This window comes from Nocardiopsis tropica (genome assembly GCF_042660575.1).
Taxonomy (GTDB): Bacteria; Actinomycetota; Actinomycetes; order Streptosporangiales; family Streptosporangiaceae; genus Nocardiopsis; species Nocardiopsis tropica.
The window spans coordinates 256,760-270,370 of record NZ_JBHSUF010000010.1 but is presented as its reverse complement, the minus strand read 5'-3'; the positions used below and the strand labels follow the sequence as shown (position 1 = coordinate 270,370).

The following is a 13,611-nucleotide window of genomic DNA, read 5'->3' as shown; positions in this document are numbered from 1 at the left end:
CCGCCGCGCCCGGACGGGGTGGGCCGAAGGCGGCTCCGGCCGCACGGCCGGACCGGGACCCCACCCCGGACCGACCGCCTTCCGCTGAACAGACATATGGCTACATAAGCCAACAAAACGGAAATTGCTCGCACTAAACACCACGGTTTCGCTTCCCCGCGACATCGATTGGAACACAACCCGGACGCCCCCCGGAGCGTCGTTCGCCGCGAACCGGCGGTGGGCGCCATGCGCACACCGCCGCTCGGAGCGCACACCGAACGGCGCGGAAACCCGCAGGCCAGAGCTGGTTCCGGCGGGACACCCCCCTCTCTCCGCCGTTACGGCCCCGCAACACGGCGTTCACGGCCCGCACCGCCTCCGACCTCGTTTGACGCTCCGTGAAGGGCGAACAAGTATCGATCAGGTCCGATGCCGGGCCGCGCCCCTCCCCGGGTGCCGCCCCTCCCGGCCTCGAACGCCCTGCGGTTCCCGTCCCCACACGAGGTGTCCCTTGTCGTCCCTGTCCGAAGGCCCCCGCCCCACCCTTCTCTCCGCCCCCAGCCGTCGCTCCCTCCTCAAGGCCTCCGCCGCCGGCGCCGTCGTCGCCCCGGTCCTGGCCGCCTGCGGAGGGGACTCCGGCTCCGGGGGTTCGGGCGGGGGTGAACCCCAGCGGGGCGGGCGCCTGCGCGTCGGCGTCGCAGGAGGCGGGGTCAACGACACACTGGACGCGCACGACCCCACCGACAACGTGGACATCGCCCGCAACTTCGCGCTCTACGCCGGGCTGCTGCGCTACGCCGCCGACGGCGCCATCGAGAACAACCTGGCCGAGTCCGTCGAGCCCAACGAGGACGCCACGGAGTGGACCGTCGTGCTCAAGGAGGGCCTGACCTTCCACGACGACTCCCCCGTCACCGCGGACTCCGTCGTCTTCTCCCTCCGGCGCATCCTGGACCCCGACAACCCGCTGCGCGGCGCCGGCGACATGGACGGCGTCGACGCCGACGGGCTGGAGGCCCTGGACGGGCGCACGGTGCTCATCCGCTGCACCGAGCCGACGGTCACCCTGCCCGAGGCCCTCGCCGAGTACTACAACTGCGTCGTCCCCGAGGGGTACGACCCCGCCGACCCGGTCGGTTGCGGCCCGTTCCGCAGCGTCGAGTTCGTGGCGGGCGAGTACAGCCTCTTCGAGCGGCACGAGGGCTACCACGAGGAGGGCCTGCCCTACGCGGACGAGCTAGAGATCGTCGACTTCCCCGAGGACGACGCACGCGTCAACGCCCTCAACAGCGGCAGCGTGGACCTCATCACCCAGGTCCCGCACGCGCAGGTGGCCGTGATCGAGGGCAACCCCGACCTCGCCGTCATGGAGTCCGAGACCGGCATGTGGCTGCCGTTCACCATGCGGGTGGACCAGGCCCCCTTCGACGACGTCCGCGTCCGCCAGGCGTTCCGTCTCATCGTGGACCGCCAGGAGATGATCGACCAGGCCCTCGCCGGGTACGGCCAGGTCGGCAACGACATGTACGCGCGGATGGACCCGTCCTACCCGGACGACTTCGAGCAACGGGAACAGGACATCGCGGAGGCCAGGCGGCTGCTGGCCGAGGCCGGGCACGGGGACGGCCTGGAGGTCGAGCTGGTCACCTCCGACATCAGCGCGGGCGTGGTCGCCGCCGCCGAGGTCTTCCAGGAGCAGGCCCGTGAGGCCGGGGTCACCGTCGAGCTCCGCCGCGTCAACCCCAGCGACTACTGGAACGAGGAGGAGGGCTTCCCCTACGCCTTCGGCCAGGACTTCTGGAGCGCGCGCAACTACATCACCCAGGCCGCGCAGGGCTCGGTGGTGGGAGCCCCCTACAACGAGACCATGTGGGGCGAGAACGAGGAGTGGCTCGGCCACCTGGAGGAGGCCCGCCGCACCGCGGACCCCGACGAGCGCAACGAGCTGATCCGCCGGGCGCAGCGGGTCGAGTACGAGGAGGGCGGCTACATCGTGTGGGGCTTCGTGAACCTCCTCGACGGCCACAGCACCGCCGTGCACGGCCTGGAGCCCGCCGTCTCCGGCCACCCGCTGGGCTCGTACGCGTTCCACCGGGCCTGGCTGGAGCAGTAGCGGCTCCCCGGACCCGACCGACCGCTACCGAAAGCTCACCATGACCCGACTCATCGTCGTCCGCCTCCTCTTCGGCGCGCTGACGCTCTGGGCGGTGTCCCTCGTGGTCTTCGCGGCCACGCAGGCACTGCCCGGCGACGCCGCCCAGATGATCCTGGGCCGTGACGCCACGCCCGAGCGCGTGGAGGCCCTCCGCGACCAGCTCGACCTGCACGAGCCGGTGGCCGTGCAGTACCTCAACTGGCTCCAGGGGATCGTCCAGGGGGACCTGGGCACCTCCTACTCCAACCGGACCGAGGTCACCGAGGTCCTCTCCGGGCCGGTCCTGAGCTCGCTGACCCTGATGGGGCTGGCGGCCCTCGCCGCCACCCCCGTCGCCCTCCTCGTGGGCGCGGTCAGCGCGCTGCGGCGGGACCGCGCCTTCGACCACGCCTCGTCCATGGGGACGCTGGTCGTGGCGTCCATCCCCGAGTTCGTGGTCGGCATCCTGCTGATCCTCATGCTGGGGCCCGGCGGACTCGGCTGGTTCCCGTCCGTGTACTCCCGCGAGGGCGGCCCCGACCAGTGGGTGCTGCCGGTGCTGACACTCGCCTTCGCGGTGGCCCCGCCCATCGTCCGCATGATGCGGGCCACGATGATCGAGGTCCTGGAGAGCGAGTACGTCCAGCAGGCCCGGCTCAAGGGCGTGGACGAGCGCGCGGTCCTGTGGCGGCACGCCGCGCCCAACGCCATCGGGCCGGTGGCCCAGGTGGTCGCCCTCCAGCTCGCCTGGCTGGCGGGCGGCGTGGTGGCCGTCGAGTTCCTGTTCAACTTCCCCGGTGTCGGCAAGATCCTCATGGACGCGATCGAGAACCGCGACGTGCCCCTGGTCCAGGCCGTGGTCCTGCTCATCGCCGGCATCTACATCCTCGTCAACCTGATCGCGGACGTGATCGGGCTGGCGGCCAACCCGAAGGTGAGGGTGGCGAACCGATGAGCGCTCCCGTGAACGCGGGCGTGGAGCCCGTGACCGTGGTGCCGCGGGGACGCGGCGCCGGCCTGTTCCGGACGGCCTGGGGGTTCGGCCGGACGAAGGTCGGCGCCGCCCTGACCGGCCTGATCGTCCTGATCGCGGTGGTGGGGCCCTTCGTGGCCCCGTACACACCCACCGAGTTCGTGGCCAGACCGTTCGAGACCGGGGTGGACGGCACGCTGTTCGGCGGTGACAACCGCGGCCGCGACGTGCTGACCCGCTTCCTGTGGGGCGGCTGGACGCTGCTGCTCCTCGCGGGCGCCTCCGCGGCGATCGGCGTGGCGGCGGGGACGGTCGTCGGCGTGGTCGCCGGGTACCGGCGCGGCTGGCTCGACGACGTCCTCATGCGCGTTGGCGACGTGCTGCTCGCCTTCCCCCAGCTGATCGCCGCGCTGCTGGTGATGTCGATCGTGGGCCCGAAGGTGTGGCTGATCGTGGCCGTCATCGCGGTGTCGCACATGCCCCGCGTGGCCCGGGTGATCCGCGAGGCGACGCGCAAGGTCGTCGAGCAGGACTACGTGAAGGCGGCCGAGGCCGTCGGCCTTCCGCGCTGGCGGATCATGGCGGTGGAGATCCTGCCGAACGTGACGAGCCCGCTGCTGGTCGAGCTCGGCCTGCGGCTGACCTACTCCATCGGGGTGGTCGCCGTGCTCGGCTTCCTCGGCATGGGGCTCCAGCCGCCGACGGCGGACTGGGGACTGATGATCAACGAGAACCGGCAGGGCATGGCCGTGCAGCCGTGGGCGGTGGCGCTGCCCGTGGCGGCGATCGCCGTCCTGACGATCGGCGCCAACCTGATCACCGACGGACTGTCCCGTGCGGCGATCGGCATCGACCGAGGGGTGGAGAAGTGACGCGGGACGCCGGACGGGAAGCGGACTCCGGAGGCGGCCGGGACACCGGGGCCGCCGTGCTGTCGGTGGAGGGCCTGACCGTGATCGGCCGCCCCTCGGACGTGGAGATCATCAGCGGCGTCTCGATCACGGTGGCGCGGGGCACGATCCTCGGCCTGGTCGGCGAGTCCGGCTCCGGGAAGACCACCCTGGGCCTGTCGCTGCTGGCGCACTGCAAGCGCGCGACGGAGATCTCCGCGGGACGCGTGGAGGTGGCCGGGAAGGACCTGGCCTCGCTCTCCGAGCGGGGCGTGCGCGAACTGCGCGGACGGGCGGTGGCCTACATCCCCCAGTCGCCCGCCTCGGCGCTCAACCCGGCCCTGCGCCTGCGCACCCAGCTGCGCGAGGCCCTGCACGACGCCTCCCTGTCGGCGGCCGACGCCCAGGCCCGGGTGCGCGAGGTCCTGGGCGAGGTCGCGCTCCCCGACGACGACGGGTTCCTGGCCCGCTACCCCCACCAGCTGTCCGGCGGACAGCAGCAGAGGGTGGCGATCGCGATGGCGTTCGTCGGCCGCCCGGACGTGATCGTGCTGGACGAGCCGACCACCGGCCTGGACGTGACCACGCAGGCGCACGTCCTGGAGACCATCCGCCGGATGACCCGCGACTACGGCACGGCGGGGGTCTACATCAGCCACGACATGGCGGTGGTCGCCGACCTGGCCGACGAGATCGCGGTGATGTACCGGGGCGAGGTCGTCGAGCGGGGGCGCACGGACCGGGTGCTCGCGGACCCGCGCCACTCCTACACCAGGCGCCTGCTGACGGCCGTGCCGCTGCTGCGGACCACGGGCCACGAGGAGGGCGGCGAGCCGGAGGGCGAGCCGCTGCTGAGGGTCGCGGGGCTCGACGCGGGCTACGGGCGCACGAGGGTCCTCGACGGGATCGACGTGTCGGTCCACCGGGGCGAGTGCGTGGCCCTGCTGGGCGAGTCGGGGTCGGGCAAGACGACCCTGTCCCGCTCGGTCGCGGGCCTGCACCGCCAGTACACCGGTGAGGTGGTGTTCGACGGGAGCCCGCTGGCCGCCGGGAGCTACCGGCGCACGGCCGAGCAGAGGCGCCGGGTGCAGTACGTGTTCCAGAACCCCTACGAGGCGCTGAACCCGCGCAGGCGGGTACGCGACCAGATCCTGGGTCCCTACCGCCACCTGGTGGGCAGGCCCCGGGACCCCGGGGCGGTGGTGGCCGAGGCCCTGGAGCGCGCCGCCCTGTCCGCCTCCTACGCCGACCGCTACCCGGAGCAGCTCAGCGGCGGCGAGCGGCAGCGGGTGTGCATCGCCCGCGCGGTGGCCACCCGACCCGACCTGCTGATCTGCGACGAGATCACGTCGGCGCTGGACGTGTCGGTGCAGGCGGAGATCGTGAAACTGCTGCGCGGGCTCCAGGACGAGGGGATGGCACTGCTGTTCGTCACCCACAACATCGCCCTGGTGTCCAACATCGCGCAGAGGGTGGCCGTGCTCCACCGGGGCGTGATCGTGGAACAGGGACCGGTGGGCCGGGTGATGTCGGCCCCGGAGCACGAGTACACCCGGGCGCTGATCGCGGACACCCCGGACTTCGAGCTGTCCTTCGCGGGGACCCCCGAGCGGCTGGGCATGGCCGCGCAGGACCGGCCCGTCACCGGGGCGTAGCCGGCTGCGGCCGGCCGTGCGCCCGCGGGGGGACGCCCCCCGCGGGCGCACGGCCGGGGCGGGGGCGTGCCCCGTCAGGCTCCGACCGCCGGTTGGCGCCTGCGCTCGGCGGTCGTGCCGACCAGGACGAGCAGGCCCAGGGACGCGGTCCCGAACAGGACCGCGCCCATCGGCACGGCGGTGCTCTCGTCCAGTCCGACGAGGGGCGCGGCTCCGGCGCCGATGAGCATCGGCAGCGCGCCGAGCAGCGCGCCCGCGCTTCCGGCCCTTCCCTCCTGCCCCTCCATCGCCAGGGCGAAGGAGCTGGTCAGGATCATGCCCATGCACGTCATGTAGACGAAGATCGGCACCACCAGCGCGGCCAGCGGGCCGCCGAGCAGTGTGGCGGCCAGCAGCACGCCGGTGGCCACGACCGCGGTGACCACGGCGAACCGCAGCAGTGCCGGCTCGGTCACCCGTTCCCCGAGGCGCCCCACCACCGCGCTGCCCAGGATGATGGCGATCCCGTTGACGCCGAACAGGACGCCGAACGCCTGCGGTGAGACCCCGTGGAGGTCCTGGTAGACGAACGGCGTCCCGGCGACGTAGGCGAAGCTGCCGCCGTGGAGCAGGCCCACGATCAGCGCGTACCCCATGAAGGCGCGGTCCCGCAGGAGCGCGGCCATGGTGCGCAGGGAGCCGCCGGGCGAGCTGGGGACGCGGCGTTCCGGGGGCAGCGTCTCGGGGAGCCCGAGCATGACGACCAGGACGATCACGACGCCGAGCAGGGCGAGGAACAGGAAGACCGTCTCCCAGGTCGCGAAGGGCAGTGCGAGGACGGCTCCCCCGGCGACCGGCGCGACCATGGGGGCGACGGCGGTGACGGCCATCAGCAGCGCGAAGAACCTCGTCAGCGCGGAGCCGTCGAACACGTCGCGCACGACGGCCCGGGAGAGGACGGTGCCGGCCGAGGCGGTGAACCCCTGGAGGAAGCGGCCCGCCACCAGTGTCGTGATGTCGGGCGCCGCGGCGCACAGCAGCGAGGCCAGGACGAAGAGCAGCAGCGACACGGCGAGGGGGCCGCGACGCCCCCGTGCGTCGCTGACCGGGCCGACGACCACCTGGCCGACCGCGAGCCCGATCAGGCAGCTGGTGAGGCTGAGCTGGACCTGGGAGGCCCCGGCGTCGAGGTCGGCGGCGATCTGCGGGAATCCCGGGAGGTACATGTCGATGTTGAGGGGACCGAGCACCGACAGGAGGCCGAGGAGGAGGGCCAGGCCCAGGCGTGCGCGTCCGGTCGGGTTGTGCCGCATCGTGGCTCTCTCGGGGTCGTGGCGGGGGCGCGCGGGACTTCCGGCGCCGACGCGCCGGAACGGGGCCGCGGGGGCGGGGTGCGGCGCGGAGTGCGTCGGGGCGGGCGGGGACGGTGCTTCCCGGGCCTGGAGGGGCGCCGGCTAGAAGAGCACCGACATGACCTCTCCCACCTGGCGGAATCCGACCCGCTGGTAGGTGGCGCGTGCGGGGGCGTTGAAGTCGTTGACGTAGAGGGTCACGCGGGGGGCGATCTCGGCGAGCGCGTGCTCGACCACCGCCGCCATCCCCGCCGAGGAGTGCCCCCGGCCCCGGAGCTCCGGGTGCACCCACACGCCCTGCACCTGGCAGGCGTGGCGGGTGACCGCGCCGACCTCCGCCTTGAACACGACCCTGCCGTCCTCGATCCTGGCGAACGCCCGGCCGGTGCGCACCAGCTCCTCCACCCGCGCCCGGTAGAGCGCGCCGCCGTCACCGGAGTCCGGCGGGACGCCGACCTCCTCGGTGAACATGGCCACGCAGGCGGGCACCAGGGTGTTGAGCTCGGAGAGGCGGACCCGGCGCACGAGCGGGTCGGCGGGCACGGCGGGGGGACCGTCGATCTCCAGGACGGGCTGGCTGGCGCGGATGGCCCGGGCGGGCCCCCACACGGGGGCGACCTGCTCCCAGAAGTCGCTGACCGCCGCGACGGGGCCGACGATGGACGAGCACCGGCGGCCCCGCCAGCGGGCGTGGTCGGCGAAGCTGCGGATCGCGGCCGGTCCGGCGTTGACCGGGACCAGGTTGGCCCCGGAGTAGCACATCGCGGTCAGGCGGCCCCGCTCGACGTGCCCCCACACCTCGGCGCCGTGGGCACTGGCGGCGAGACCGGTGGCCATCAGGCGCGAGGCGACGAAGACGTTGCCCACGGGGTCGGCGTCCAGGAGCGCGCGGACAGCCTCCCGGTCCCGTTCTCCGAGGATCCGTACCGGCGAGGTCCGCAGCATCGCATCTCCCCCCTCTGCCCGGGCCCTCCGGGCTCCGGGACGACTGGCCGAGCCTGTTCGCGCCGGTTCCAGCCTATTGGACCGGTTACTCGGATGACCCGGGCTTCCCGGGACTTTCCATGCCGACCGGGCCGAGGCGCTCCACCATCGTCTCAGGTGCGGCCCGGGAGGTGCGCGGCCGGGGCTCGGGACGCCCCTCGCAGACGACGTCGGCGCCCTCGCCCCCGTCCCTGACGGGGACCTCCCCGTCGCGCAGGTAGGCGGTGACGAGCTCGTCCACGCACGTGTTCCCGGTGAGGGAGACACCGTGGGTCAGCCCTCCCTCCTCGATCACGAGGCTGGCCCCGGGGAGCCGGTTCCGCAGGGCGTAGGCGCCCTCGACGGGGGTGGCCCCGTCCCGGGTGGCGTGCACGACGAGCACGTCACCGTCGTAGGCGGGGTGCTCGCCGCGGCCGTCGCCCACCTGGAACCAGTCGTCGGAGTCGCCGTCCCAGGTGGCGCACGGAGCGTTGTACCACATGTTGTGCCAGCCCATGAAGGGCGCCTCCGCGTGGAGCCTCTCGGCGTCCGCGCGCCAGGTGGACCAGTCCTCGGGCCACCGGGCGTCCGTGCACTGGACCGCGAGGTAGCCGCCGTAGCCGCGGTCGGACCCGGCGTCGTCCCCGTAGTCCTCGTGCAGGGAGAGCAGCGGGGCGTCGTCCCCGTCGTTGATCCGGGCGGCGAGCGCCTCGGCGACCCGCGGCCAGGTGCCGCCGCTGTACGCGACGACGATGACGGCGCCCTCCAGTTCGGTGGGGCCCACGGTGCCGGCCGCCGGCGTCGCGGCCAGCTCCGCGCGCAGGGAGTAGTACGCCTCGGAGACCGTGTCGCCGTCGGCGCCGAGGCCGTAGGCGGCGTCGTTGCGGGCCACCCAGTCGAAGAAGTCGTCCGCCGACCTGTCCAGGGCCCGGCTCTGCTCGATGTTGCTCTCGTACCAGGGGTTGTCCGGGTTGACGACGCTGTCCAGGACCAGGGCGCGGACCCGGTCGGGGTAGAGCGAGGAGTAGACCGTGCCGAGGTAGCTGCCGTAGGAGTAGCCGAGGTAGTCGATGGTCTCCTCGCCGAGCGCGGCCCGGATGGCGTCCATGTCGTGCGCGGTGTCCTCGGTGCGGACGTGGTCGAGGAGGCGGCCGGTGTTGGCCCCGCACGCCTCGGCGTAGTCCTCGGCTCCGGCCCGCAGTGCGGCCTCGGCGTCCGCGTCCGACGGGACGGTGTCGCGGCGGACGGGCGCGAAGAAGGCGGGGTCGCAGGTGATGGAGGGGGTGGACGCCCCGACGCCGCGCGGGTCGAAGGAGACGACGTCGTAGGTCTCGCGCAGCTCCGCGGGCATGCGGCGGTGGGTGTGGGCGGCCCACATGCGCCCGGCGCTTCCGGGGCCGCCGGGGTTGACCAGCATCGTGCGCTCGGCCCGGCCGGTGGCGGGGACCCGGGACAGGGCGAGTTCCACGGTGTCCCCGAGGCCGTGGATCCGCGCGCCGCCGTCGGTGCGGGCCAGGGGAACGGTGAGCGTCGCGCACTCCAGGGTCTCTTCCCCGACGGGTGCGATGTCCTCACAGGGGGCCCACACCAGTCCCCCGGTGTCGGCGGGAGCGGCTCCGGCCGCCGTACCGGTCTGCTCCGCCTGCGCGGGGACCCCCGCGGCGAGGGAGGCCAGGAGCGCTCCGGCGGAGACCGCGGCCAGGGTTCGTGCTCGCACTCGTCCACTCCCTCACACTGTGTGTTCGACCTCATGCATTGTCACTGTTGCGCGACGTGACGGAGGGAAGCGACACGGACCCCAGGGAGGTATACCCCGGTAACATGTGCCCTGCCTGGATCAGACGTGGACAAAGGGGCACAATGCGGCTGGATCGTGTCGATGAGCGGATCATCGCGATTCTCGGCGCGGACGCGCGGATGAGCTTCGCCGAGATCGGCGGCCACGTCGGACTGAGCCCCTCGGCCGTCAAGCGGCGCGTGGACCGGCTGGTGGACTCCGGCGCCGTGCGAGGGTTCACCGTCGTCGTCGAGCCGCAGGCCGTCGGGTGGACCACCGAGGCGTTCATCGAGCTGTACTGCCGCGCCCGCACCTCTCCCGGCGAGATCCGCTCCGGGCTCGCGGGCTACGCCGAGATCACCTCGGCGTGCACGGTCACCGGCGAGGCCGACGCCATCGTGCAGGTGCGCGCACGCGACACGCACCACCTGGAGGAGGTCATCGAGCGCCTGGGCGCCGAACCCTTCGTGGTGCGGACCAAGAGCACACTGGTCCTGTCCCGGCTCGTGGACCAGCCGATCCTCGCCGGGACCGCCGACCTGCCCTGAGCTCCGGGCCCGGCGACCGGCGGACCGGACGCCCCGGGGAGCCCGGAGCCGCACCCCCGCGGGAGCGGGTCCCGGGCAGCCGCCGCGCACGCGGCCTGGGGCGCCCGCCCCGGAAAGCCGCGGCGTTCGCCCGCCGGCACGGAAACTCCCGGGTCCCTCCGTTCGTTGGAGGGAGTGGCGCCCCCTGATCCCGGGCGCCAGCGGGGCCGTCCGCCGCGAGGCGGGCGGCCCCTTCCCCGTCCGGCCCGGGCAGGGGTTCCGGGCCCGGCCGGAACCGTTGCCGGTGTGCCGCCAGGGGCACCGCCCTGGACGGTCCCGTCCTTGTGGCCGATCCCGGCGCCCGGCCCCGCCACGGATACGCGATCACGGCGGAGGGGGAGGACAGCGACCCCTCCGGTCACCGCGTCAGCCCAGGACCCCCGCGATCACCGTCGCGGTCTCGGCGATCAGCGCGTTGTCGAACTCGTCGTCCTCCTCGTACCGCATGGACATGATCGCGATGACCACGGGGTCGCCGCCCGGGGGACGGACGACGGCGATGTCGTTGCGCGTCCCGTAGCTCCCGCTGCCCGTCTTGTCACCGACCTCCCAGTCCCCGGGGAGGCCCGCGCGGATCACCTCGTCGCCGGTCGTGTTGTCGCGCAGCATGCCGTTGAGCACGGCGCGCCGGTCCTCGGGAAGGGCGTCGCCGAGCGTGAACTCCTCCAGGCTCGCGGCCATGGCGCGCGGCGTGCTCGTGTCCCGGGTGTCCCCGGGGGCCGTCCGGCTGAGGTCGGGCTCGATCCGGTCGGCCTCGATCACGTCGTCGCCGATCTCCTCCATGGCCTCCTCGAACCCGTCCGGGCCCCCCAGCTCCTCGAGGAGGAGGTTGGCCGCGGTGTTGTCGCTGTAGCGGACCGCGGCGTCGGCCACCTCCAGCAGGGTCATCCCGGTGTCCACGTGCGCCCCGGTGATCGGCGTGTGGCCGACCAGGTCGTCGGCGGTGTAGGAGACGACCTCCTCCATCTCCTCCAGCGTGTTCCGCCGCAGCACCGCGCCCGCGGAGAGGGCCTTGTGGGTGGAGCAGTAGGCGAAGCGCTCGTCCGCCCGGTGGGCGATCTCCTCGCCGGTGCCCGTGTCCACCGCGTAGACGCCGAGCCGCGCGTCGAACCGCTCCTCCAGCCGCTCGAACTCCCGGAACAGCTCCGGCGCCGCTTCCGGGGCGGCCGACTGCTCCCGGGCGGGCTCCTGCCGGGGTTCCGTCCCGGAGGCCGCGCAGGCGGTGACGGAGGTGAGGGCCAGCGCGGCCAGGGCCGCGCCTCCGGCGCGCAGGGTCGGTGAGGGGGTCATGGTCGTGTTCAGCTCCTGTTCGGGGGGTGCGCGGCCCGGCTGCCCGGCCCGCGCGGGCCGCCCCGGCGGGCGGCCCCACGCCAGAAGTCTGGCCACCGATCCCGATGCCGTCCAAGACGGAAACCGCCGCTCCCATGCACGAACGGCATGATGCGTGCTCGGCCCCGCCGCCCGGGACCGGAGCGGTCGCGGGGGCGGGGCACGGCCGGGCTCAGTCCTCCGGGAGCTCCACGGGGGCGAGTGCGTCGAACAGGTCGCCCGGCCCGGGGTTGGACGCGTCGGCGCCGCCGCCGAAGTGGTGCGCCACGCCCCACACCGCGTTGAGCGCGGTCTGCACCGCGCCCTCCGCCCAGCCCGCCGTCCAGGAGATGTCGTCCCCCGCCAGGAAGAGGCCCCGGTGGCGCTCCGCCAGGCCCTCCTGGTGGAAGTGCGTGAACAGGCGGCGCTGGTAGCGGTAGTGGCCCGGCAGGTTCGCCTTGAACGCGCCCATGAAGTAGGGCTCGTCCTCCCACGACACGGTGACCGGGTCACCGGTGATGTGCGAGCGTACGTCCACCCCGGGGTAGATCTTGGACAGCGAGGAGAGCATGACCTCCAGGCGCTCGCCGGCCGACAGCGGCAGCCACTTGAGCGAGTCGTCGCACCAGGTGTACGACAGGCAGATCGCCGCGGGGCCGTCCGGGTCGGAGCCCTCCAGGAGGTAGGTCCCCCGGGTCATGCGGTCGGTGAGCGTCATGCTCATGGTGTCGCGGCCCGTCTCGGGGTCCTTGTCGCGCCAGAAGGCGCGGTCCACGGGGACGAACAGCTTCGAGGACTCCATGTAGTGGGTGCGCTCGATCGCCGTCCAGTGGTCGATCGGCAGCAGGTCGTCGTCGCAGTCGATCTTGGACAGCAGCATCCAGCTCTGCGCGGTGAACACGGCCGCCGGGTAGGTGCGGACGGAACCCGACGCGTCGGTGACCGTGATGTTCCCCGACGGCGAGCCCTTCGCCGCGGTGCGGCGCAGGGCGGTGACGGCCGGGCGCGGACCACTCCCGTGCAGCGACTCCAGCGTGGTGCCCTGCGCCCAGTGGACGAGCTTGTCCGGGGCGTCCTCCCAGAGCCGCCGGGGAAGCTGCTGGACACCGCCGCGGATGCCCATGTGGTCGTCGTCCGCGCCCGTGTAGGTGACCCGGAGGATCTCCAGGATGGAGTTGGGGAAGTCCGTGTCCCAGCCGCCCGTGCCGAACCCCACCTGCCCGAAGATCTCGCGGTGGCGGAAGGACGCGAACGCCGGTGACCCACAGAGGAAACCGTAGAAGGTCTGGTTGTCCAGCCCCCGGACGAGATCGTTCCAGATCTCCTTCTGGGTCGCGGTGTCGCGTTCGCGGATCGCGCGCTGCATGCGGCTGTGCTGTGCGCCCTCCTCCAGCGTCCGCTCCCAGGCGCGGGCCACCTCGCGGTAGACCTCGGGCAGGTCGGCGAGGGTCGTGGCGTAGTGGGACTCGCCCTTGAGGTCGACCACGGTGCTCGGGGTGGCCGGGGAGAGCGGGTTGGGGAAGGGGGTCGTCTCCAGGCCGACCCGGTCCACGTAGTGGAGGAAGGCGGTGGAGGAGGGCGGGAAGCGCATCGCGCCCATCTCGGCGACCACGTCGTCGGGGCAGCCGGGGAGCTTCTCGGTGCGCAGGCGTCCGCCGATCCGGTCCGCCTCGTACACGACCGGGCGCAGCCCCATCTTCATCAGCTCGTAGGCCGCCACGATCCCGGAGAGTCCGCCGCCGATGACGGCGACCTCGGTCCCGTGGTGCTGCGGGGGGACCTGCCCGAGCCCGGCCGGGTGCTCCAGGTAGGAGTCGTAGGCGAACGGGAAGTCCGGCCCGCACATGTTCAGCGGCGGCGTGCCGGGCGTGGACGGGGTGCCTGCGGCGGTGGGCACTGCGGACGTCATGGAGCCCCTCCTTCGGGTGGTCGGTGATCGGGCTGCGGGGGGCGGGGCGGCGGTCCGGGCGGCCGGGCGCCCCGGACGGCGGCCCCTGCCGCGGTCGGCACG

General features: G+C 73.3%; 10 protein-coding genes. 5 read left to right on the top strand and 5 right to left on the bottom strand.

Annotation, left to right across the window (positions count from 1 at the left end; genetic code table 11):
* The first annotated feature begins 493 nt into the window (after window positions 1–493).
* Genes ACFQBR_RS18330 through ACFQBR_RS18315 form a run of 4 tightly spaced genes read left to right on the top strand, consistent with a single transcriptional unit; the run spans window position 494 to window position 5,634 of the window.
* Complete coding sequence (locus tag ACFQBR_RS18330; RefSeq protein WP_267948425.1) at window positions 494–2,095, top strand: ABC transporter substrate-binding protein; 1,602 nt, start codon at window positions 494–496, stop codon at window positions 2,093–2,095.
* Window positions 2,096–2,135: 40 nt separating this feature from the next.
* A complete protein-coding gene (locus tag ACFQBR_RS18325) occupies window positions 2,136–3,071 on the top strand; it encodes an ABC transporter permease (RefSeq protein ID WP_344181479.1) in 936 nt (311 codons plus the stop codon).
* Entirely contained in the window at window positions 3,068–3,961 is an 894-nt protein-coding gene (locus ACFQBR_RS18320; protein WP_267948423.1) for an ABC transporter permease, read from the top strand. Before ACFQBR_RS18325 ends, ACFQBR_RS18320 begins: the two co-directional genes overlap by 4 nt.
* Complete coding sequence (locus ACFQBR_RS18315) at window positions 3,958–5,634, top strand: ABC transporter ATP-binding protein (protein ID WP_344181477.1); 1,677 nt, start codon at window positions 3,958–3,960, stop codon at window positions 5,632–5,634. Before ACFQBR_RS18320 ends, ACFQBR_RS18315 begins: the two co-directional genes overlap by 4 nt.
* A gap of 74 nt (window positions 5,635–5,708) precedes the next feature.
* Here the strand turns inward: ACFQBR_RS18315 and ACFQBR_RS18310 are convergent, their stop codons facing one another.
* The 3 genes from ACFQBR_RS18310 to ACFQBR_RS18300 all read right to left on the bottom strand — a co-directional run bounded on the left by ACFQBR_RS18310 (window position 5,709) and on the right by ACFQBR_RS18300 (window position 9,645).
* Complete coding sequence (locus ACFQBR_RS18310; protein WP_344181475.1) at window positions 5,709–6,926, bottom strand: Bcr/CflA family efflux MFS transporter; 1,218 nt, start codon at window positions 6,924–6,926, stop codon at window positions 5,709–5,711.
* A gap of 141 nt (window positions 6,927–7,067) precedes the next feature.
* On the bottom strand, window positions 7,068–7,910 hold the full coding sequence (locus tag ACFQBR_RS18305) for a GNAT family N-acetyltransferase (protein WP_267948420.1): 843 nt from the start codon (window positions 7,908–7,910) through the stop codon (window positions 7,068–7,070).
* A gap of 85 nt (window positions 7,911–7,995) precedes the next feature.
* Window positions 7,996–9,645, bottom strand: a complete 1,650-nt coding sequence (locus ACFQBR_RS18300; RefSeq protein ID WP_344181473.1) for an alpha/beta hydrolase — start codon at window positions 9,643–9,645, stop codon at window positions 7,996–7,998.
* A 143-nt stretch (window positions 9,646–9,788) separates the two neighbouring features.
* Here ACFQBR_RS18300 and ACFQBR_RS18295 point away from each other — a divergent pair, with 143 nt between their 5' ends.
* Window positions 9,789–10,253: an Lrp/AsnC family transcriptional regulator gene (locus ACFQBR_RS18295; protein WP_267948418.1), complete on the top strand. Its 465-nt coding sequence runs from the start codon at window positions 9,789–9,791 to the stop codon at window positions 10,251–10,253.
* Window positions 10,254–10,658: 405 nt separating this feature from the next.
* Here ACFQBR_RS18295 and bla read toward each other — a convergent pair whose 3' ends face one another.
* Both bla and ACFQBR_RS18285 read right to left on the bottom strand, forming a co-directional pair.
* Window positions 10,659–11,582, bottom strand: coding sequence for a class A beta-lactamase (bla, locus tag ACFQBR_RS18290; RefSeq protein WP_344181471.1), 924 nt, complete (start codon window positions 11,580–11,582; stop codon window positions 10,659–10,661).
* Window positions 11,583–11,793: 211 nt separating this feature from the next.
* The gene (locus tag ACFQBR_RS18285) at window positions 11,794–13,509 is read right to left on the bottom strand and encodes a flavin monoamine oxidase family protein (RefSeq protein ID WP_344181469.1); all 1,716 of its coding nucleotides are present in this window, start codon (window positions 13,507–13,509) and stop codon (window positions 11,794–11,796) included.
* Between the last annotated feature and the right edge of the window lie 102 nt (window positions 13,510–13,611).

Bases quoted from the DNA above. Each gene is read 5' to 3' on its own strand.
- ACFQBR_RS18310 (WP_344181475.1), bottom strand. From the start codon at position 6,926: ATGCGGCACAACCCGACCGGACGCGCACGCCTGGGCCTGGCCCTCCTC.
- ACFQBR_RS18325 (WP_344181479.1), top strand. From the start codon at position 2,136: ATGACCCGACTCATCGTCGTCCGCCTCCTCTTCGGCGCGCTGACGCTC.
- ACFQBR_RS18285 (WP_344181469.1), bottom strand. From the start codon at position 13,509: ATGACGTCCGCAGTGCCCACCGCCGCAGGCACCCCGTCCACGCCCGGC.
- ACFQBR_RS18320 (WP_267948423.1), top strand. From the start codon at position 3,068: ATGAGCGCTCCCGTGAACGCGGGCGTGGAGCCCGTGACCGTGGTGCCG.
- ACFQBR_RS18305 (WP_267948420.1), bottom strand. From the start codon at position 7,910: ATGCTGCGGACCTCGCCGGTACGGATCCTCGGAGAACGGGACCGGGAG.
- bla (WP_344181471.1), bottom strand. From the start codon at position 11,582: ATGACCCCCTCACCGACCCTGCGCGCCGGAGGCGCGGCCCTGGCCGCG.
- ACFQBR_RS18295 (WP_267948418.1), top strand. From the start codon at position 9,789: ATGCGGCTGGATCGTGTCGATGAGCGGATCATCGCGATTCTCGGCGCG.